Annotated in this window: 19 protein-coding genes and 1 riboswitch; of the genes, 10 read left to right on the forward strand and 9 right to left on the reverse strand. The window is 43.7% G+C overall.

The genetic code is table 11. The features are described 5' to 3' along the window. Positions 1-75 precede the first annotated feature (75 nt). Positions 76-555, reverse strand: coding sequence for a GNAT family N-acetyltransferase (locus P343_RS33095; RefSeq protein ID WP_037594031.1), 480 nt, complete (start codon positions 553-555; stop codon positions 76-78). A 549-nt stretch (positions 556-1,104) separates the two neighbouring features. On the opposite strand from P343_RS33095, the gene adhE reads away from it, so the two are divergent. Next, positions 1,105-3,720 carry a bifunctional acetaldehyde-CoA/alcohol dehydrogenase gene (gene adhE, locus P343_RS33100; RefSeq protein WP_023511200.1) on the forward strand — a complete coding sequence of 872 codons (2,616 nt, stop codon included), beginning with the start codon at positions 1,105-1,107 and terminating at the stop codon, positions 3,718-3,720. A 246-nt stretch (positions 3,721-3,966) separates the two neighbouring features. After that, a complete protein-coding gene (locus tag P343_RS33105; RefSeq protein ID WP_023511201.1) occupies positions 3,967-4,977 on the forward strand; it encodes a D-2-hydroxyacid dehydrogenase in 1,011 nt (336 codons plus the stop codon). A gap of 58 nt (positions 4,978-5,035) precedes the next feature. Here P343_RS33105 and P343_RS33110 read toward each other — a convergent pair whose 3' ends face one another. Genes P343_RS33110 through P343_RS33120 form a run of 3 tightly spaced genes read right to left on the reverse strand, consistent with a single transcriptional unit; the run spans position 5,036 to position 7,356 of the window. After that, entirely contained in the window at positions 5,036-5,653 is a 618-nt protein-coding gene (locus tag P343_RS33110; protein WP_023511202.1) for a TetR/AcrR family transcriptional regulator, read from the reverse strand. Further along, a complete protein-coding gene (locus P343_RS33115) occupies positions 5,654-6,460 on the reverse strand; it encodes an ABC transporter permease subunit (protein ID WP_023511203.1) in 807 nt (268 codons plus the stop codon). Next, positions 6,457-7,356 (reverse strand): ABC transporter ATP-binding protein, encoded by a 900-nt coding sequence (locus tag P343_RS33120; RefSeq protein ID WP_023511204.1) that lies wholly within the window; start codon positions 7,354-7,356, stop codon positions 6,457-6,459. The genes P343_RS33115 and P343_RS33120 overlap by 4 nt, the downstream gene beginning before the upstream one ends. 347 nt (positions 7,357-7,703) lie before the next feature. Between P343_RS33120 and cynS the strand changes: the two genes are divergently transcribed. Together cynS and tlp are read left to right on the forward strand one after the other, a co-directional pair. Beyond that, positions 7,704-8,147 carry a cyanase gene (gene cynS / locus P343_RS33125; protein WP_023511205.1) on the forward strand — a complete coding sequence of 148 codons (444 nt, stop codon included), beginning with the start codon at positions 7,704-7,706 and terminating at the stop codon, positions 8,145-8,147. An 86-nt stretch (positions 8,148-8,233) separates the two neighbouring features. Beyond that, positions 8,234-8,461: a small acid-soluble spore protein Tlp gene (tlp, locus tag P343_RS33130; RefSeq protein ID WP_023511206.1), complete on the forward strand. Its 228-nt coding sequence runs from the start codon at positions 8,234-8,236 to the stop codon at positions 8,459-8,461. Positions 8,462-8,694: 233 nt separating this feature from the next. Here tlp and P343_RS33135 read toward each other — a convergent pair whose 3' ends face one another. Beyond that, positions 8,695-9,192 carry a GNAT family N-acetyltransferase gene (locus tag P343_RS33135; protein WP_023511207.1) on the reverse strand — a complete coding sequence of 166 codons (498 nt, stop codon included), beginning with the start codon at positions 9,190-9,192 and terminating at the stop codon, positions 8,695-8,697. 73 nt (positions 9,193-9,265) lie between these two features. On the opposite strand from P343_RS33135, the gene P343_RS33140 reads away from it, so the two are divergent. Then, positions 9,266-9,721, forward strand: a complete 456-nt coding sequence (locus tag P343_RS33140; RefSeq protein ID WP_023511208.1) for an NUDIX domain-containing protein — start codon at positions 9,266-9,268, stop codon at positions 9,719-9,721. Here the strand turns inward: P343_RS33140 and P343_RS33145 are convergent. Both P343_RS33145 and P343_RS33150 read right to left on the reverse strand, forming a co-directional pair. Further along, a complete protein-coding gene (locus tag P343_RS33145) occupies positions 9,704-10,192 on the reverse strand; it encodes an NUDIX hydrolase (RefSeq protein ID WP_023511209.1) in 489 nt (162 codons plus the stop codon). The genes P343_RS33140 and P343_RS33145 overlap by 18 nt on opposite strands. A gap of 128 nt (positions 10,193-10,320) precedes the next feature. After that, positions 10,321-11,286, reverse strand: a complete 966-nt coding sequence (locus P343_RS33150) for a nuclease-related domain-containing protein (RefSeq protein WP_152525315.1) — start codon at positions 11,284-11,286, stop codon at positions 10,321-10,323. Between the two features lie 111 nt (positions 11,287-11,397). Here P343_RS33150 and P343_RS33155 point away from each other — a divergent pair, with 111 nt between their 5' ends. Beyond that, positions 11,398-11,613, forward strand: a complete 216-nt coding sequence (locus tag P343_RS33155) for a hypothetical protein (protein WP_023511211.1) — start codon at positions 11,398-11,400, stop codon at positions 11,611-11,613. Positions 11,614-11,684: 71 nt separating this feature from the next. Here P343_RS33155 and P343_RS33160 read toward each other — a convergent pair whose 3' ends face one another. Together P343_RS33160 and P343_RS33165 are read right to left on the reverse strand one after the other, a co-directional pair. After that, positions 11,685-12,596, reverse strand: a complete 912-nt coding sequence (locus P343_RS33160) for a phosphotransferase (RefSeq protein WP_023511212.1) — start codon at positions 12,594-12,596, stop codon at positions 11,685-11,687. Positions 12,597-12,669: 73 nt separating this feature from the next. Further along, positions 12,670-13,863, reverse strand: coding sequence for an MFS transporter (locus P343_RS33165; RefSeq protein ID WP_023511213.1), 1,194 nt, complete (start codon positions 13,861-13,863; stop codon positions 12,670-12,672). Between the two features lie 434 nt (positions 13,864-14,297). Beyond that, positions 14,298-14,399: riboswitch (SAM riboswitch) on the forward strand. A gap of 216 nt (positions 14,400-14,615) precedes the next feature. Between P343_RS33165 and P343_RS33170 the strand changes: the two genes are divergently transcribed. From P343_RS33170 to P343_RS33185, 4 genes are all read left to right on the forward strand, one after another. Further along, the gene (locus tag P343_RS33170; RefSeq protein ID WP_023511215.1) at positions 14,616-16,235 is read left to right on the forward strand and encodes an ABC transporter substrate-binding protein; all 1,620 of its coding nucleotides are present in this window, start codon (positions 14,616-14,618) and stop codon (positions 16,233-16,235) included. A 196-nt stretch (positions 16,236-16,431) separates the two neighbouring features. Further along, complete coding sequence (locus P343_RS33175; RefSeq protein ID WP_023511216.1) at positions 16,432-17,412, forward strand: ABC transporter ATP-binding protein; 981 nt, start codon at positions 16,432-16,434, stop codon at positions 17,410-17,412. 2 nt (positions 17,413-17,414) lie between these two features. Beyond that, the gene (locus P343_RS33180; RefSeq protein WP_023511217.1) at positions 17,415-18,341 is read left to right on the forward strand and encodes an ATP-binding cassette domain-containing protein; all 927 of its coding nucleotides are present in this window, start codon (positions 17,415-17,417) and stop codon (positions 18,339-18,341) included. Then, positions 18,338-19,285, forward strand: coding sequence for an ABC transporter permease (locus tag P343_RS33185; protein WP_023511218.1), 948 nt, complete (start codon positions 18,338-18,340; stop codon positions 19,283-19,285). Before P343_RS33180 ends, P343_RS33185 begins: the two co-directional genes overlap by 4 nt. The last annotated feature ends 13 nt before the right edge of the window (positions 19,286-19,298 follow it).

A 19,298-nucleotide genomic window follows, 5' to 3' on the forward strand; every position in this document is an offset into this window, starting at 1 on the left:
TTGAATCACTCTAATTAACATATTTTTACCTCGCTTAAATGTAGCTTATTAGAGCAACCTCCACTTAAAAACGCTTCAACAATGAATCAATTGCTCAAAAACATACTGTTCACCATGTGCGCCAATAACCCTTCTTCCAGTATCCGAAAATCCATTCCTCAGATATAGATTCTGGGCCGGATAATTGGCGCGGTTCACCCCTAGAACAACACGTTCTATATCTGAAAAATTCGTACGAACAAAATCTGGCAACTGCTTCATCGCTTGTTTAGCATATCCTTTGCCTTGATGCCTCGTATCAATTGAAAATGTGCGCAGCAGCAATGCATGCTGATCATCTGTATATTTTTTCGCACCCGCCCATCCATGCAGGACAAAAAATCCAACGAGAGCTTGGCCATGCAAGATGAGGATGGCATGCCTGTCCGGCTCTTTTTCCGCCAACTCCACAGCTTCTCTTGGATGCCCTGTAAATTGAATGTCTTCAATAATATAATCATCCACTTCTTGCTGATACTGCTTATGAAAAACACTTAGCGTAACTGTTGCTTCCATATTTACTTTATCCCTTTCCATTTTGAATCTATAAATAAGTTGGAAAATCAACTGAATATCCTAAGTATAGCATCCTTCTTCATTATATTTAGGTCTGCTCTTCAATGCAGTGTCAAATCTGAACGCCTTTTTTGTGGTTAGGCTCTGTTAACTTTGATGTTGTTTTTATATAGTCTTTCAGCCTGTTAACGCTTTCGATGCTCGCTTTCCGCGGGCAGTCCGGGAGCCTCCTCAAACAATCCAGTCGTCTGCGGGGTCTCCCCTGGCCTGCATCAACTGGTTCGATCCCGCTGGAGTCTCGCACCACGCGTTCTTCGGCTTATACCTGGGTAAAAACAACCTTAGATTTAAACATAGCCTGTAATTAAGCCCACTACTTTTTTGCTTAGAACCATTATTGAAACGTTTTCACAATATAGCCACAAACCTGTTAACAAATTGTGTCAGCGCTTACATAACCATTGCACATGAAGCTCGCATGCATTAAATTATATATGTGAAATGATTCACAATGTCATTATTGATTGATACCCTAAGGAGGAAGATCATATGGCCATCGAAGAACATTCGTTAAACGATAAGGAATCAAAAAAAGAAACGCTAGAAGAAACGATTGATCTGCTTGTGACGAATGCAAAAACCGCATCGGAAGAATTCACTCCACTTGATCAGCAGCAAATCGATGAGATTGTCAGGCAAATGGCTCTCGCGGGACTTGACCAGCATATGCAGCTGGCGAAAATGGCTGTCGAGGAAACCAAGCGCGGTGTTTATGAAGATAAAATGATTAAGAACATTTTTGCAACTGAATACATTTATAACTCAATAAAGAAAAATAAGACGGTTGGCGTCATCTCCGAAGATCCATATGAAGAAATTGTCCAGATCGCTGAACCCATCGGTGTTATTGCCGGTGTCACACCGGTTACGAACCCTACATCAACGACGATGTTCAAGTCACTGATTTCGATCAAGACAAAGAACCCGATTATCTTCGCCTTCCATCCTTCCGCGCAAAAGTGCAGCGCCGCAGCTGCCAAGGTTGTTCGCGATGCAGCCGTCAAAGCCGGTGCGCCGAAAAACTGCATTCAATGGATTGAAACACCTTCACTAGAGGCGACACAACGCCTAATGCACCATCCAGGTGTTTCACTGATTCTAGCAACAGGCGGATCAGGTATGGTTAAGGCAGCGTATAGTTCCGGAAAACCTGCAATTGGTGTTGGTCCTGGAAATGTGCCTGCCTATATCGAAAAGTCGGCCGATGTTAAGCAAGCGGTCAATGACCTGATCCTATCGAAGACTTTTGATAACGGTATGATTTGCGCATCGGAACAAGCAGTCATTGTTGACCAGCAAATCTATGAGGCTGTTAAAAAGGAAATGATTGATAACAAATGCTACTTCCTGAACAATGAGGAAAAGAAAAAGGTGGAGAAGCTGGTTATCGATGAACGGCGATGTGCGGTGAATCCGCAAATTGTCGGCAAAACCGCTGCATTCATCGCCGGACTCGCCGGTGTTACTGTTCCCGAAGACACAAAGGTGATCGTTGCCGAACTGAGCAGTGTCGGTCCTGAGTCACCACTGTCACGAGAAAAATTGAGTCCTGTGCTTGCCTGCTTTAGGGCCAAGACGACTGAAGAAGGCTTTAAACGCTGCGAGGAAATGCTGGCTTTCGGTGGTATCGGCCACTCTGCGGTGATTCATTCAAACGATCAGAAAGTGATCGATGCTTTTGCCATGCGCATGAAAGCCGGACGGTTGATCGTCAACGCGCCATCATCATTAGGCGGAATCGGTGACATCTATAATCATTTTATTCCGTCACTAACCTTAGGCTGCGGCAGCTATGGCGGCAATTCCGTATCCACAAACGTCGGCACAGCCAACCTGATTAATATCAAGACCCTGGCTAACCGCCGAAACAACATGCAATGGTTCAAGGTACCGCCTAAGATTTATTTTGAGAAAAATGCAACCAAGTATTTGTCGGTAATGCCGGATATTACACGCGCGTTTATTGTGGCTGACCCCGGTATGGTAAAATTCGGCTACGTTGATCGGGTGATTCACTTCCTGAAACAGCGCAGAGACCCGGTTCACTATGAAGTATTCTCCGATGTTGAACCGGATCCATCCGTGGCTACGGTCATGAAAGGTACGGAACTTATGAGAAAGTTTGAACCAGATGTCATTATCGCACTGGGCGGCGGATCGGCGATGGATGCTGCCAAAGGGATGTGGCTGTTCTATGAAAGCCCTGAAACGGATTTCTTCGGACTCAAACAAAAATTCCTGGATATCCGGAAACGTGTATTCAAGTTCCCAGACCTAGGCAAGAAAGCCAAATTTGTCGCCATTCCGACCACATCAGGAACCGGATCCGAAGTCACCTCTTTCTCGGTTATTACGGATAAGGAAAATGATATGAAATATCCGCTTGCTGATTATGCGCTAACGCCAAATGTGGCCATCATCGATCCTGAATTTGTTCTGACTGTGCCTCAGCGCGTGCTTGCTGATTCAGGTATGGATGTGCTCACACATGCGATCGAAGCCTATGTTTCCAATATGGCCAATGACTTTACCGATGGACTCTGTATCAAAGCGATCCAGCTTGTATTCAAATATCTGCCGAGATCGTATAAAGACAGCACCGACCGGGAAGCAAAGGAAAAAATGCATAACGCATCGACGATTGCCGGTATGGCGTTCTCAAATGCCTTTCTCGGAATCAATCACAGCCTGGCGCACAAATTGGGCAACGAGTTCCATCTAGCACATGGCCGCTGCTGTGCCATTCTGCTGCCGCATGTGATTCGTTTCAACGCTCAAAAGCCAACAAAATTCGCAGCGTTCCCGAAATACAAACATTTTATTGCTGATGAGCGCTATGCAGAGATCGCGCAAGTCCTTGGCATCGCCGGAAAGACCACGGAAGAAAGTGTTGAAAACCTTGTTCAGGCTATTAAAAAACTGACTCAGGAATTAAACATGCCGATGAGCATTGAAAAAAATGGAGTAAGCAAAGAAGCATTTGAAGCAGCAGTTGATAAGCTCGCGGATCGCGCATTTGGCGATCAATGTACCCCTGCCAATCCGAAAATGCCGCTTGTATCCGAACTCACTGAAATCTATCGCCAAGCATTTAAGGGTATCTGATTACAAACTAAAGCGAAAGGTCCGCTCATGAATTCATGAGCGGATTTTTTGTTTCGTTCTGCTTTTCTTAACATCACTTCGTTGCATAACAGCGGTTATGCTTTAAATTGCAATCGTTTACATTTGCTTGCGCATTCGATAAAATAATTGTGAAATGGTTCACACTTTAAACTATAAGAAATTAAAGAATAGATGAAACGGCGCAAAAATACGCCATTCATTTGAAAATGAGGGAGGAGAATTCAAATGAAATTCTTGATGTATGGAGTACAAGATCATGAGAGAGCAACGATCGAGAATTGGGCAAATCAACATCAGGTGGAGATCGTAACAACCTCAGATTTCCTCTCAGAAGATACAGTCGCTCAATCGAAAGGCTTTGACGGTATCTGCATTCAACAGCCGATTGCACTCGGAGGCCCGAATTTATACACTCAATTAAAAAGCAACGGTATCAAACAGATTGCTACACGAACCGCCGGTTATGACATGATTGATTTGAACGAAGCCGAGAAAAACGGTTTGTTGGTGACCAATGTTCCAGCATACTCCCCTTACGCAGTCGCCGAGCTCGCGGTCACTCAGGCGATGCAGCTCGTCCGCCATATTCCTGAATTCACTAAACGCGTTGCAGGCAAAGATTTTCGCTGGTCAGGCCTTATTTCCAGAGAAATCCGATCATTAACGGTCGGCATAGTCGGCACCGGCCGCATCGGTGCAACGGCCGCACAGCTCTTCAAAGGACTAGGAGCAAAAATCATTGGTTTTGATCAATATCCCAACGATCAGTTAAACAGTATCCTTGACTATCGGCCTTCACTTGAAGACGTGCTTAAGGAAGCTGATATCATTTCTCTTCACACGCCGCTTTTTGATTCGACTCGGCACATGATCAATAAAAGCACATTAAAACTGATGAAAAACAGTGCCTATCTAATCAATGTTGCCAGAGGCGGCTTAATTAAAACTGAAGATCTGATTGAAGCACTTGAAAACGGCGAAATTGCCGGCGCAGCGTTAGATACCTTTGAAAATGAACTCATGATTAATAAAGATCTGAGTAAGCAGTCGCTCAATGATCCGCTTCTTTCGAAACTTCTCGATATGGAACAAGTGCTGCTCACACCGCATGTCGGCTTCTTTACTGAGACCGCCATTCAAAACATTGTTGAAGGTGCCTTAGACAGTGTTGTCGAGGTTTTGAGGACAGGAACAAGCAAAAATCTTGTTCAAGCACAGCCGCTATCGGCAAAATAAAGAACAAATAAAAAGAGCAGGAAATGATCATAAGCTTCGATCATTCCCCGCTCTTTTTTTATACGTCCTCGTTTTTCAGCAACCCGCGCAGACTCATAGCTAACATATTCAGAAACTGATCGATAAAAGGCTTTAGATCATCGATTGTTGCCTCGGGATGTTCTTTTAAGTAGCCCATTGACTGACCAGAATAAAATTGATAATGAGACATCAGCACTGCCTGCAGTGTATTGGTGTCGACATCATCTTTCAAATCAAGCCCATCAATCACTTTTTGAAAAAACTCAGGCGCCATGGCCATCAACTCGGTAAACAAATTGGTCAATTTTTCGGACAGCTGCTTCGGCGGTTTTGTGAAAGCAGCAATAAGCAACTGATAGATGTCCGGGTATTTTTTGCAAAAGAGAAATTCCTGCTCACAATACCCCTTCAACTTCTCGATTAAATTGCCTTCCATATCCCATTTTTTAAAATCTAACTCTTTCATTGAAAAATCAAGGGCGTAGTTAATGCTCGCTTCAAAGAGCTTCTCTTTTGAATCATAATAGTGAAAGATCAGCCCTTTTGACGCCCCGGCAGATTTAGCGATCTGATTCGTTGACGCCTGATCGAATCCTTTCACCGCAAATTCATGGATCGCCGCTGTCAAAATCGCTTTTTCTTTCGATTCTTCCATTTATACTTTCAAATCCTTCCTCCTGTAGATCCATAATGCCAGCAAACATGAGATGCAAATGACAATCAGGTCGGTCACGATATAGTTCCACTCAATGCCATTTTTGAAAACGGCACTTGGAAGCGCGGCATCCACCGGAGAAAAATAGACAAGTGCTTGAAAATCCTCCTTAAGCTTGCCGACAACCCCCAAAATAAAAGTCAGAAAGACAAGACCAAGTGACAGGGACGTTGCTGATTTATTTGAAGACAGCAGCGATGATAAAAGGAATCCAACCGCAAGGAAGGTCAGTCCCATCACCCATCCGGCAAACGTCAGTTGTGAGAATGCTTTGAACAAATTAGACACGGAAGCGCCCGATTCTTTAAAAATCAAACAAACAAGAAACGCGACAGCCATTGAGACGATCCAATAGAGCGTATAAAGGATACTATTAGCCAGCATTTTCTGCCCGATAATCGATATACGTGAAATTGGCTGTGCATAGAGATAGCTAATCGTCCCTTCCGATTCTTCCCTTGAAAGAGCGTTCGTACCAAGCATCGCTGCAAAAATACCGGTCGCAATCATGACATATTGATACTCATAGCCAAAGTACCCTTTAATAGTCGCTAGTAGCCCCATATCCGACAGGTTAAATGCCTTCAGCATTTCTTTCGGCATCGACTTCAAGTCCATCTGCTGCAGGCCCATATCTTTCATTGCCGGAAACAAAGAGACCAAACCTAAAGTCAGCAAGCCAACCACAATAATCCAGATCAACAGCGTTTTAATATGTGTTTTGCATTCAAGCCTGAAAAGTGTCATAACCGTTCTCCCTCCTGACGTTCATACATAGACATGAACTGTTCCTCCAAGTCACGGTTTGCGACGGAAACATCGTCAAGATCCGCTGAAAGATTCGAGAGTGTTGAGAAAAGCTGCGGCAGTCCGCCTTCATAGAGAAAACGTGCTTCATGATCCTCTTTTTTTATACACTTCGCGCCAATGGTCTGCATTTGTTCCAATGGCAGCGTCTCGCCTTTTAAAGTAATCACTTTCACCTTTTTATTAATTTGGGACAGATCTTCAACACCGATCAGCTGGCCACTGCGAATAAATGCAACCTTAGAACAGTAGTCCTCCACTTCCTTCAAGTTGTGGCTGGACAGAAAGATCGTTACACCCTGCTCCTGCTTTTCTTTCAGTACGCGGAATAGTCGTGCGTGCATCAGCGGGTCAAGTCCATTCGTTGGTTCATCCATAATGATTAATTCAGGATGATGGATGAGCCCGCATACAAGCGCCACCTTTTTCTTATTTCCAAGCGACAGATCACCGAACTTCTTCTTACGATCAATTTGGAAAAGATCACAATACCGATCGATTTCCGCTTTGTCGCCTTCCATATGATGAAAATCGAGCGTGTAACGGATCAAGTCCTGCACACGAAGCTGCGGATAAAACCGCACATCGCTCGGCACATAGCCGATCCTTTTCTTCACTTCAAGATCATATTGCGGCACTTTTTTCCCGAGCAGTGAGATCTCTCCCCCACTGCATTTAATAAAATTCAGCATCATGTTCATTGTTGTTGATTTGCCTGCACCGTTCGGTCCAATAAATCCAAAGAACTCACCCTGCTCGACGGAAAAAGACAGATCATTCACAGCGACAAACTTGCCAAAACGTTTACTAATATGACTCAGTTCAATAACAGACATCTCAGTGAACCTCCCTTTCGATGCACATTGACCACTCGGTCAACATCAATATATCATGCATTGACCACTCGGTCAACACTAATAAAAAGGAAATTTTATGTCAGACTCTGTAACAAAAAACCAGCAGTTTTTACGCGGAGTGGTATCCTTTATTTGTCTATAGAGTCTGTTCGAAAAGGAGGACAAAAAGGGCCAAGAAGGTCAAGGAAACGCAGCTTTGAGCACCGGAGCGTATGCACATAATACGTGAGGAGCAGAAAAGCAAGTTGACACAGAGATTCGCCGGTAATTTTTCCCGGACTTTTCGAACACCTCTAATAAAGCATGATCTGGGAGGCATTGCGAACATGGCTTATTCTTCAGCAACAGAGTTAATACTGGAAGCGAAAGAAAAGAAAAATCTTACCTTTTCCCAAATCGCAGATGCCGCGGGCTGTTCCGAGGTATTCTGCACAGCCGCTATTTATGGACAGCAGACGCTAAGTCCCGATCAGGCAAAAGCGGTCACTGAATTACTCGAATTACCAGCGGAAGTTGAACGTGATCTGAAATCGATCCCATTCCGCGGTGCAAATTTTTCCTTGCCACCAACAGATCCAACCATTTACCGCCTTTACGAACTCGTTCTTGTATATGGCGATACAATTAAAGCGCTGATCCATGAAAAATTTGGCGATGGAATCATGAGTGCTATTGATTTTAAAATGGATCTGGATAAAGAGGAGGATCCTCACGGCGATCGTGTGGTGATTACGCTAAGCGGTAAATTTCTCAAATATAAAACGTTCTGATACTCTCATTCTGCACTCGAATTTTTTTGGTATATCTCTCCCTCCCGGTCGCATAATAAGGAGCGAAAAACGAGGAGGGATACACAATGGCAAAACCTGATGACCGTTCAGACAACATGGAAAAAATTGCGAAAAACATTGGTCATACTCTGAAAAACATGGATGAAGCCAATGATTTTGTCAAAGCACATGGTAATGAAATGAGCGAAGAAGAGAAGCAGCAGATTCAAGAAAAAAATCAGCGCCGTGAGCAAAGCATCGAAGGCTTGCGCGATGAAATCAAAGACGAAGCTGCCTTCAGCAAAACAAGATAATGAAAAGGTGTCGATTGGCGTTGCCGATTGACACCTTTTTTTCTTGCTCTGCGCGTAAGATGCGCCAATACGTTGAGCATATCCGGGCCCCTCGCTTTCATGGGACACCCCCCAAAAGTTAACCGTCATGATCAATTCCAAAACTATTATTGCTCCCATAGTTGCAGTTGATCCTCTAAAAATCCTGAATCCGCTTAGTAGCAGAGTTCTCGTGTGTCTACAGGTTTTTACAGTTAAATGTATTTCACCATCAAGTACTCACCGACGAATCCATCTTCTTCCTTCATTGCGTTTTGATCTTCGCCATAAATGTTGAATCCAAATTTTTTATAGGCACGGATGGCACTCTCATTATGAGTAACCACATAAAGATACATTTTTGTAACGCCGTCTTTTTTTACCGTATCAATCATGTATTCCATGATTTTCCGGGCAATACGCTGACCTCTATTTTCGGGCGAAACATAAACGCTGGTAAGCGTGCTGCGATGGGCCATCTTGGGTAGTGATTCCAGATGAAGCGAGGCGATCGCAATAAGCCGGTCACCATCGAATCCGCCGACCGTCATCACGTATGGATTGGATAAATGGGTCTTGATTTGATCCATTGATCGATTCTTCTCAGTTACGTAATCCGATGCATAGGCTTCAGGGTTTGTTCGAAGAGCTTCCAATCTTAATGTTCTATAGATTTCCGCATGTTCAGCGCTTAACTTTTTAAAAATGACCACGGACGAACGCCTCCACAACATATTCTCTATGTTATTATGGGCTTATTCGCAAAATTTATAGAGGTGAGGATCCGTGCACATTTTCGGTACTGTGAAAGATGGCTTGAACTATAAAGTGAGAAAAGGCGCGTATGCTGTGATTTTTGAGGAGGGTTATCCAAAAAAAGTAGCGCTGATACGCGCACATGGCAATCAATATTTTCTGCCCGGCGGAGGTGTTGAATCTGATGAAACGGACGCGCAATGTCTTCGGCGTGAATTACTGGAGGAAACGGGGCATTTGATTGATGAGATCCGTTATCTGGATCATGCGCAACGCTATTTCTTATCAACGCTTCCTGTCGTTCAGCCGATGATCAACGACGGCTACTTTTACACCACGCGTTTAGGTCAGAAGATTCAGGCGCCTATTGAAACAGACAACTTTCTGGAATGGGTTGATGTGCGGCAAAGTGCGGATCTCATGTTCCATGAGCATCAGGCATGGGCCATTCAAAAAGCGCTTGATCAATTACAGGACCGACCATGAATCATATATGGTGGCTTTGCTCGGCATTTTTCTATTTTTGAGCCACTCGACTGCTTTTAATACGAGCGGGGACGCATTACGATCGTTAAATTTCTCGATGCTGACCCAATGTGCACCCGCAGAATCCTGACCATCGAAGACTTCGGGCGTCTCAAACTGTCCTTCAGCTTGAGCGATTTTATAAAAGACTGCAACATGGTGAACATGCGTAAAATTTCGCCACATCCATGGTAGAAAGAAATCAAAAACACCGATTTGCGAGTAGTTGGAAACCGTCAGACCGGTTTCCTCCTTAAATTCCCGAACTAATGTTGCTTCCAATGATTCGCCCGGCTCCTGGCTCCCACCCGGCAGATCATAACGATGAATGTACGGTCCACCGGTCTTATCGATTACAATCATTTTGCCGTCACGCTCGGCAATACCATAGCAGCCGAACACCGTATGGTAGCGTTTTTCCGGTTCATTCATGTTGATCACCTCTATGTGTACGTTATAAATAAGGAATTCGGTCGTTGTTCGTGATATTCCGGTCGTCGTTCTGAATAATTCGGTCGTTATCGAGAAAAATCCGGTCGTTATTCCATATAATCCGGTCGTTACCTAGTTTTCAACAATCGCTTAGACAAAAAGTAGCTCCTACTTTTTGTTCCGCCTTCATAACGCTCAGAAAAGGAATGAAGTAATTTTTTAACCGTGCTTTCAGCATTGAATTTCAGAAATTCACGGCACTTTTTGTTTGTTATCTTCGGCCCATAGATATGCAAATAATCGTAAAGCGCCTCTATATGTGCATTTTTTGATGTCCGATCACATGAATGACAATACCAAGTTCGAGTCTTACGTATCATTGAAAGTGTACCACAATTCGGGCATTGCACACCTTTTATTAGATCGTCGGGTTTTAATCGAGTAGTGAACTTTTTAATAACCCGCGGATGATGATTGGCTAGCAGTTGATCAGCAATCTTCTTCATCGTCTCTGGTGACAGATAGTCCTTAGCAAACTGTTGATTCAATTGCAGAAGTTCCGCCTTGAGTTTGGCTCTGCGCACGATTTTTTTGATCTTATCGCTTTTCAAATCGGTCACCTGGAGCTGGGCGGAGGAAGCAATGACGACTCGATCTACAATCGGTATTGATATTCCGTAGTGTCGCTCCAGCCATTCACCCAACTGCGTTTTTAAATATTCCGCCTGTAAAATCGGATCATCGTAAACATCGGTTGTGTCATCCAATTCCCGAATTAATTGATTGAACTCGGTGTCGAATGTCAGCTTGCCGATAATATTTTTCACTTCTAAAATGAGCGCAAATCTGGAGCAAAGGACAAGAAAGTCAATTTGAAAATGATGAAGGCCATCAAATAAGCGAAGATCGTGAAAAATGAAGAAGTCATCATTGGGGAGATAACTAAGCGGAAAGTCCAGAGACTGTTCACCTCGAAAACCAGCCATTGCTCTTTTATAGAGCGACGTTAAATCATCACGTAACGGCCCCGGTTTTAGCCTTTTGATAAACACTTCATACTGATACACATGATAGGGAATTTCGATTTTTTTCAAATACACGTCACCGCCTCACTTTCCTTTAAAAAGTTCTCCGGCTAGGCTGTGCATCCCTATGTGAATTTTGCCGTTAATAATACCATTTTGTGAACAATCTGAGCCCACTGCTTGATCGACAACTTTCCTATTTTTAGTAATTCGGTCGTTGTTCATGATATTCCGGTCGTCGCAAAAGATAATTCGGTCTTTATCGAGAAAAATCCGGTCGATATTCAAAATAATCCGGTCGTTACGGAAAATAATCCGGTCATTACCTATTTTCCCACAAAATTTCCGACAAAAAGTAGTTCCTACTTTTTGTACAGCGTTTATCGATCAGCTTGAGCAACATATCAATCACTTTCAAAATTTTATCAATCAGTTCCTATTTTCACCTGCCGCCGCGCACCACAAAATCATTTCTCCAAAATCAGATCGAGGCTCTGACTGCATGCTTCGACGATCTCCTGATCTCCTATATCATGTCCATACATGAGCAGGGAAACGGTTGTGAATGCTGCCTTCCATTTGGCGAGCGCTTTCGTGGAATCATCGACGCGGCCGTAGTGTTCAAAAAACAGGTTCCAGCCTCGTTTTGGCAAGAAGCTGTAGATGATCGATAAATCCACCGCCGGATCACCGATATGGACATCGCCCCAGTCAATCACCCCAGTTACCATATGATGCCCGTCAACAATCAGATTACGGATATGCATATCTCCATGCACAAGGCACTGCTGTTCAGACAAGGCAACCGGGCCGGTCCCCTCTACATATCGCCGCAGGTTGTGCACATTACCGTACAGATTCAAAGCTTCCATTTGATCAATGCGTTCCAGCAGCGCAGTTTTTCGCTTACCAATGTCCAGACGACCAAGCATATCGGGAGGAACACCTAACGCTTTCGCCTGATCAACTGGAAAATCATGAAGCGCGCGCAAAAATTTGGCGAGTACCACGGCAGATTCCACACGCTTTTCTTCAGTCAGTACTCCGGGCAGATTCCCCCGTACCAGTTTGTACCCCATAAAAGGCCACGGATACACTTTTTCTACAGGCTCACCAAAGTAAATCGGCTCAGCAATTTGCAGCGGTAACGTCCCAGCCAGTTTCGGTAACAGACCTTTTTCTGTGTTCAATAGATTTACTGCGATCTGCCTGCGCGGAAAGCGGAACACGTAACAATCATTGACGAGATAGACCGTGTTGTCATAGCCTTCACCAAGCGTGGTCACAGTCACTGGAGATAAATCAGGAAACTGCCGCTCGACCAATTCTTTCGCCAATTTCTCCGAAACGACCTGCTCCGGATCCCAGATATTTGCCATTGCGCTCCCCCATTTAAAGTAGAATAACCCGCCTCCTGTTTTTCCGGAAAGCGGGTTCCATTTTATCAATAACCTATGCCTTATTAAAGCTTTTCTTTAAAAACAGCAACACCGTCAGCAGGATCAGCAGCACACCGCCGAGCAATCCGAAACTGATTGAAAAATTCAGTTTCTCGATCAACCATCCTGTAAACGGGAATAGGATAATCATGGTTACACTAAAAAGCATGCTGGAAACACTAAGTAACGTTGCTCGGCTTGACGATGGAATCAGCTCATTAAAATAGTTACTGAAGATTGGCTGGCTGATCGCGATTAGAGCATTCATGCCGATGAAGCAGATGATCAGAACTACTAGCTGATTCGTAAACGAGACGAGAAGAAAAACGCAAAGCAAAAATGAAAATGTGTTAATAAGCATGATCTGCCCGGCTCTTTTTTCAATTTGAGGAGAGATTTTTGCCCCGATGATCTGGAATACTGCAGACACAATCATCAGTATGCTAATTTGAAAGCCTTTAAACCCGTTCTTATCTACTAGCGATTGAAAATAAAAATAGTAAGTAGCGGCGATCCCTTGAAAAAGCGCGAAAAAGATCATCAGAAAACGGAGCTGACCATTTTCTTTGAGGAAGCTTGCGGCGTTTTTCAAAATCGCAAAATACCCCGTCGCCTTCTCCGATTGCTGCTTGATCTTAGACTTGTCCGGCTCCACCATCATAACAACAGCCAAAATTGCAAACAGCGAAATGACAATCTGAATCCAGTACACACCCTCAAAGTAGACATTGACGAGCCAGCCGGCAATAAAAACACCCAGTGTATCAGCAAACTCATAAATTGCATTAATATTGGCAGAAACGCTAATGTACTTCTTTTCCGCACCCAAATTTCGCAACGATTCATAAACGAGCGCATCAATCGTGCCAGAATTCAAATTATAGGACCATGCGGAAATGATAAATCCGACAGCAAACCAAAGGAAGTCATGTGAAAAAATCAAAATAACACTGCTGATCATCGAACAGACTCGCCCAAGTATCAGCACCGCCCGATAGCTCAAGCGATCCGCAAGCGCACCGCTCGGCACCTCAAAAAGAAAACTACTTACATGGAAGATGCTCTCAAGCAATCCTACCTCGACAAGCGACATCCCGCGATGCGTCAAATAGAGCACCCAGAGCGCTGTCACACCAAAAAAGGAAAAGAAATTATAAAAATAATTATAACGAACATTATTGCCAATACTTCTTCTCCAGGTCATCATTGTGTCCACTCCGTCCTACGCATAAGAAAATGCTCGCTTATGCTAAACAATCAACCTATTTATCGTATCAAAAAAGGATCGCCCGGCATAGAGATCCTTTTCTAGCTATTCGATTTTTATATAGAAACTGGATGATTGCATTCTCTTGCGAGTTAGCCGATTCTATTTAGCTTCATTTTTATGTAAACCACAACGGTCCCAGATCATTTCATAGCGTTAGGGCCAGGATGGTGTACTGTTTCATTTATTACAATTCTATGTCACTGTAAATTTTAAACCAAGTAATTCAATCAAATATTATTGACATCGAATTACTATGAATTATAATTTAGCTAATGATCATCGCTAGCAAAAGTCCTGGAACGCGTCCGGGACATGTCAGGCTGAAACGTTTCGCAAGATTTGTTTTGTAAACCTAAAACTGAACACTTAAATTCTTATCAAGAGCGGCGGAGGGACTGGCCCAATGAAGCCCGACAACCAGCACATGGTGCAATGGTGTCAATTCCTGCAGATTCAATTCTGGCAGATAAGAAGCAACGGCAATAAGGCTGCTTTCGATTCTGCGAAAGCGGTCTATTTTTCGTGATACAGCATTCGACGTTGCCCGTTGTCTTCGACGATCTTTAAACATTTTTTTCGCTAGAGCCGCGATCTGCCCGTGGCGCTCTATAATTCGTGAACAAACTGGAGCCTGAAAGAATCAGAAAATCAGGGTCCACCACCATGACAATCTTTAAGGGGGAGTATCAATGAAGCTTCGCAAAGGATTTGCAATCGTTTTATCTTTTTTATTAGTTGTGTTGTCGCTTGCAGGATGCAGCAGTGCATCCGACAATAAAAAAAGTGAAAATAAGGTTGATAAAAATGTGGTCACAATCGGCGCTACGGATTCATTGACCACAATTAATCCGCTGCTCGTAGATCTTACTGAATTAGGTAAATACGCGATTGGGCTCAATTTTCTGCCGCTGATTGAACTCGATCATAAGCTGAATGTAGTCGGCCAGCTGGCAGACAGTGTTACAACAAAAGACAATCGAACATTTACAGTCAAAATTAATAATAAGGCGAAATGGTCGGATGGTCAGGATATTACCGCCGATGATGTGATCTTCTCCGTTCTGAGGCTAACCGATCCTAAGGTCGGAAATGTAAACATTGGCGGATATGCCGCATTAAAAGGATTTTCCGACAGCGGCAATTCACCGGACGGTGCAACAAGTATTGCCGGCTTGAAGAAGATCGACAATAAAACAGTGGCGTTCATTACGAAAAGCCCGCTGTCGATTGCAACTTTTGACAATACAATCGGACGCTATCTATTTACAGTTCCAAAGCATGTATTAAAAGATGTCAGCCCGGATCAGTTAAGCAAATACAGCTGGTTCAACAAACCAACCGTTGTCAGCGGTCCTTACAAGTTGGTCAAATACGATTCCAATCACTATATCACGTATACTGCGAACAAAAATTATTGGAGAGGCGCACCAAAAATTAAGAATTTGAACATAAAAATCGTGCCGTCAAGTCAGCTGTACTCCGGGCTTAAATCAGGCGAAATTGATTTTGTTCAGCAAACCCTAGGCGTTTTCCCACAAGAAGACTATAAAAATGTTCAAAAATTAAGCAATGTAAAAACGGTCCTGGAGCAGCCGCTCACGCACCAACTCGTTTCAATAAATACCAAAACGATTTCTGATGTGCGCATCAGAAGAGCCATTCAACTGGCGACAAATCGCGAAGAAATAGTGAAGAGCTTGCTGAACGGAAACGGCGATATCGTTGATGGGTTCGTTACATCTTACAGTCCGTACTATGACGCATCCATCAAACCGGTCGCCTTTGACTTGAAAAAAGCAAAGAAGCTGGTTGACGAAGCACATTGGGATAAATCGAAGAAACTGACATTCCTTGTTAATTCAGGAGACAGCACGTTCGTTCAAGCAGCAAATATTATTGCAGCGAATCTGAAAACCATCGGCATTAACGTGACCGTCCAGACACTGGATTTGTCCAATCTGCTCGCTAAAGCTTCGAAGCATCAATTTGATTTGTTCGCCGTTCAATATACACTGTCCCCAATTGATCCATATCCGGATGTTGATTGGATCGTCAACAGTGATGGCGACTGGCCGCAGTATAAAAATAGCAAACTCGCAGACAATCTTTCTAAGATTCAGTCGGCAAAAAGTGTGGAAGAAACTAAGCAGCTGTACAGCAACATCGATAAAATTGTTCAAAAGGATGTTCCTGTCTATTCAGCATATGTGTTGCGTTCACTAGGCGCTTACAATAAAGACCTCAAGAACGCCGAACCGCATATTTACGGATCCTTCAACACGATCGAGAAGTGGGAATGGAAAAAATAAGAACTTCCGCAGGATGCGGTGGCTTTCGCGTTGTACACAGTACGTACTTCCACAGGATGTGGTGACTTTCGCGTTGTACACAGGACGTGTACGTATTTAGCGAAAGATCCTTTCCTTTATTAGCGAAAGATCATCTCCTTAGCAGAAGATCATTCTCATCTTCTTTGAACAACCTTATTAAAGGAATGAGCAGTTAATGGAACATTTGCTTCAAATCGATCATCTTGATACCACTTACACAGTTCATTCAGAAGAACGGATTCTTGTTCACGATGTCTGTTTGCATCTAGATAAGGGAGAAACACTGTGCCTGGTCGGTGAATCCGGGTCTGGGAAAAGCCTGACGATGCTGTCTGTTTTGGGCTTATTAAAAAACAACGGCAGGATTACTTCCGGATCAATACGATTTGAAAATCAGGAATTACAGAATCTTTCAGACCGCGAGCTGGATAAAATCCGTGGAAGCAAGATCAGTATGATTTTTCAAGATGCATTGACAAGCCTGAATCCTGTATTCACTGTCCGGAACCAAATCGAAGAAATTATTGATGCACATCTTAACCTTTCAAGAAAAGCAAAGAAGAAAAAAGTGATTGACCTACTGAATCAAGTAGGTCTTTCTGATCATGAGCTGATCTTGAAAAAATATCCGCATGAATTGTCCGGGGGCCAAAGGCAAAGAGTGCTGATTGCCATCGCCTTAGCGTGTCATCCTAAGGTTCTGATCGCCGATGAACCCACAACGGCTCTCGATGTTACTATTCAGGCTGAAATCATGAATCTATTAGATCAGTTAAAAAGAGAGTTGAATATGGCTCTGATCTTAATCACCCATGATATGGGACTCGTGGCGCAGATGGCAGACCGTGTGGCCGTTATGTATGCCGGTGAAATCATTGAAGAGGCGAACGTGAACGACATTTTCTTACGTCCCAAACATCCTTATACCAAAGCGCTTCTCCAATCAATTCCAGATATCGAACATTCAAAGGCGAAGAAAATCGAGCCAATAAAGGGCCGAGTTCCGGAGAATTATGATCAGATTAAGGGATGCCGCTTTGCTGATCGATGCGCGTTCAGACAACCGGCATGCACACAGAATGTACAGTCATTAAAAAAACTTCAGGAATCACAGGTGCGCTGCCAGTTTGCAGAACAATTGCTAAATGGAGAATAAAGATGAATGACGATACCGTTTTGAAAATCATTAAGTTGAATAAGGTCTATAAGGTGCAGTCCGCCTCATTTTTTACAAAGGCTGTTGTCCATGCCGTAAAGGATGTTTCCTTTATGATTAAAAAAGGTGAAATTTTGGGATTAGTCGGCGAGTCAGGCAGTGGCAAGACAACGATCGGCAAGCAAATTGTTGGATTGGGAAAGCCCACATCAGGAACCATTCAGTTTCGCGGCAAAGATATATTGACCTTCACGCCAAAGGAAAAAAGAGCGAACCGCGTGAAGATCCAAATGATCTTTCAAGATGCTTACTCTTCTTTAAATCCGAGAAAAAATATCTTTGATATTCTGGAAAAACCGATTTTGGTGAACCATATCGCTTCAAAGCGTGATGCAGGCGTTTATATCGATCATCTGCTTGATCTTGTCGGTCTTCCTAGAAGTTCAAAAGACAAATATCCCCACGAGTTTTCGGGAGGGCAGCGACAGCGCATCGGGATTGCCCGCGCCTTATCGCTTAAACCCGAACTCTTGGTCTGTGATGAGCCTACCTCAGCGCTTGATGTCTCAATTCAGGCACAGATATTGAATTTGCTGAAAGAAATAAGAGACGAGCTGAAGCTTTCCATGCTTTTTATTGGTCACGGACTTGGGGCTGTGAGCTATGTGAGTGATCGAATCGCTGTCATGAATCAAGGCAGAATTGTCGAGATTGCCGAATCCGCCGAACTCTTTAGGCATCCGCTTCATCCCTATACCAAAGTTTTAAAGGAAGCAATCCCAATCGCGAGTCCGCTCATTAAATCGATGAAGGCGGAAGAAAATGCGCGCACACAATGGGACCCGAATGATGCATCACCACTCGAACTTGTTGACCAGCAGACGCATCATTATGTGAAATCGTCCATTCTGAAGGGAACTGGGTCATGAGAAAATATGTACTAAAGAAAATTCTTTTCGCCATTCCGATTCTTATTGGTATTACGATTATTGATTATCTGTTCATGAGCTATGCGGGGAATCCTCTGCAAATGATTCACGGTCCCAAGGTGTCACAGGCCGCAGTCCATGCGAAGGAAATCGAATATGGATTAAATAAACCTTTTTACATCCAGTATCTCGTTTGGCTCAATCAAATCCTCCATGGAAATTTCGGCTATTCCTATAAAAGCTTTCAGCCGGTTTCGGATTTAATCGCAAGTCATGTCGGACCGACGCTGCTGCTCATGGGGAGTGCACTTTTTATCAGCATCGCCCTCTCGATTCCGGTTGCCATTTACAGTGCAACCCATCAGTATTCGAAGGGCGACTATACCATTGTCACAGCATCCTTTGTCGGAACAAGTATTCCAAGTTTCTTTTCTGCTTTAGTTGTGATTTACCTTTTTACAGTCAAATTAGGCTGGCTTCCCTCCAGCGGTATGAGTACGCTTGGCGAAAACACCCAATTTGGCGATGTGTTTCGTCATCTGCTTTTGCCGGTCATTGTCCTTGTTGCGGCAACAATGGGAAGCAATGTGCGCTATATTCGCTCCGCCATGCTGGAAATTCTGCAAAAGGATTATCTATTAAATGCCAGGGCAAAAGGAATCGGCCGATTTCTTGTCATTAATAAGCATGCATTAAAAAACGCGCTAATTCCCATTATCACGGTGATTGGCATGCAGATTCCTTTGCTGTTTGGCGGAACCGTCATCATTGAGCAGATTTTTTCCTGGCCCGGTCTGGGCCTGCTGACCATGACGGCCGTTCTGAATAATGATTATCCAGTCATTATGGGTGTCTGCCTGTTAACCGCCGTTGTCGTGCTCATCACTAATTTGTTGACCGATATTCTTTATGCTGCTGTGGATCCGACCATAACTTTCAAATAATCTCAGGGGTAAA

This window comes from Sporolactobacillus laevolacticus DSM 442, assembly GCF_000497245.1.
Taxonomy (GTDB): domain Bacteria; phylum Bacillota; class Bacilli; order Bacillales; family Sporolactobacillaceae; genus Sporolactobacillus; species Sporolactobacillus laevolacticus.

Coding starts and splice junctions, on each gene's coding strand:
- P343_RS33095 (WP_037594031.1), bottom strand. CDS start 555: ATGGAAGCAACAGTTACGCTAAGTGTTTTTCATAAGCAGTATCAGCAA.
- adhE (WP_023511200.1), top strand. CDS start 1,105: ATGGCCATCGAAGAACATTCGTTAAACGATAAGGAATCAAAAAAAGAA.
- P343_RS33105 (WP_023511201.1), top strand. CDS start 3,967: ATGAAATTCTTGATGTATGGAGTACAAGATCATGAGAGAGCAACGATC.
- P343_RS33110 (WP_023511202.1), bottom strand. CDS start 5,653: ATGGAAGAATCGAAAGAAAAAGCGATTTTGACAGCGGCGATCCATGAA.
- P343_RS33115 (WP_023511203.1), bottom strand. CDS start 6,460: ATGACACTTTTCAGGCTTGAATGCAAAACACATATTAAAACGCTGTTG.
- P343_RS33120 (WP_023511204.1), bottom strand. CDS start 7,356: ATGTCTGTTATTGAACTGAGTCATATTAGTAAACGTTTTGGCAAGTTT.
- cynS (WP_023511205.1), top strand. CDS start 7,704: ATGGCTTATTCTTCAGCAACAGAGTTAATACTGGAAGCGAAAGAAAAG.
- tlp (WP_023511206.1), top strand. CDS start 8,234: ATGGCAAAACCTGATGACCGTTCAGACAACATGGAAAAAATTGCGAAA.
- P343_RS33145 (WP_023511209.1), bottom strand. CDS start 10,192: ATGAATGAACCGGAAAAACGCTACCATACGGTGTTCGGCTGCTATGGT.
- P343_RS33160 (WP_023511212.1), bottom strand. CDS start 12,596: ATGGCAAATATCTGGGATCCGGAGCAGGTCGTTTCGGAGAAATTGGCG.
- P343_RS33165 (WP_023511213.1), bottom strand. CDS start 13,863: ATGATGACCTGGAGAAGAAGTATTGGCAATAATGTTCGTTATAATTAT.
- P343_RS33170 (WP_023511215.1), top strand. CDS start 14,616: ATGAAGCTTCGCAAAGGATTTGCAATCGTTTTATCTTTTTTATTAGTT.
- P343_RS33175 (WP_023511216.1), top strand. CDS start 16,432: ATGGAACATTTGCTTCAAATCGATCATCTTGATACCACTTACACAGTT.
- P343_RS33180 (WP_023511217.1), top strand. CDS start 17,415: ATGAATGACGATACCGTTTTGAAAATCATTAAGTTGAATAAGGTCTAT.
- P343_RS33185 (WP_023511218.1), top strand. CDS start 18,338: ATGAGAAAATATGTACTAAAGAAAATTCTTTTCGCCATTCCGATTCTT.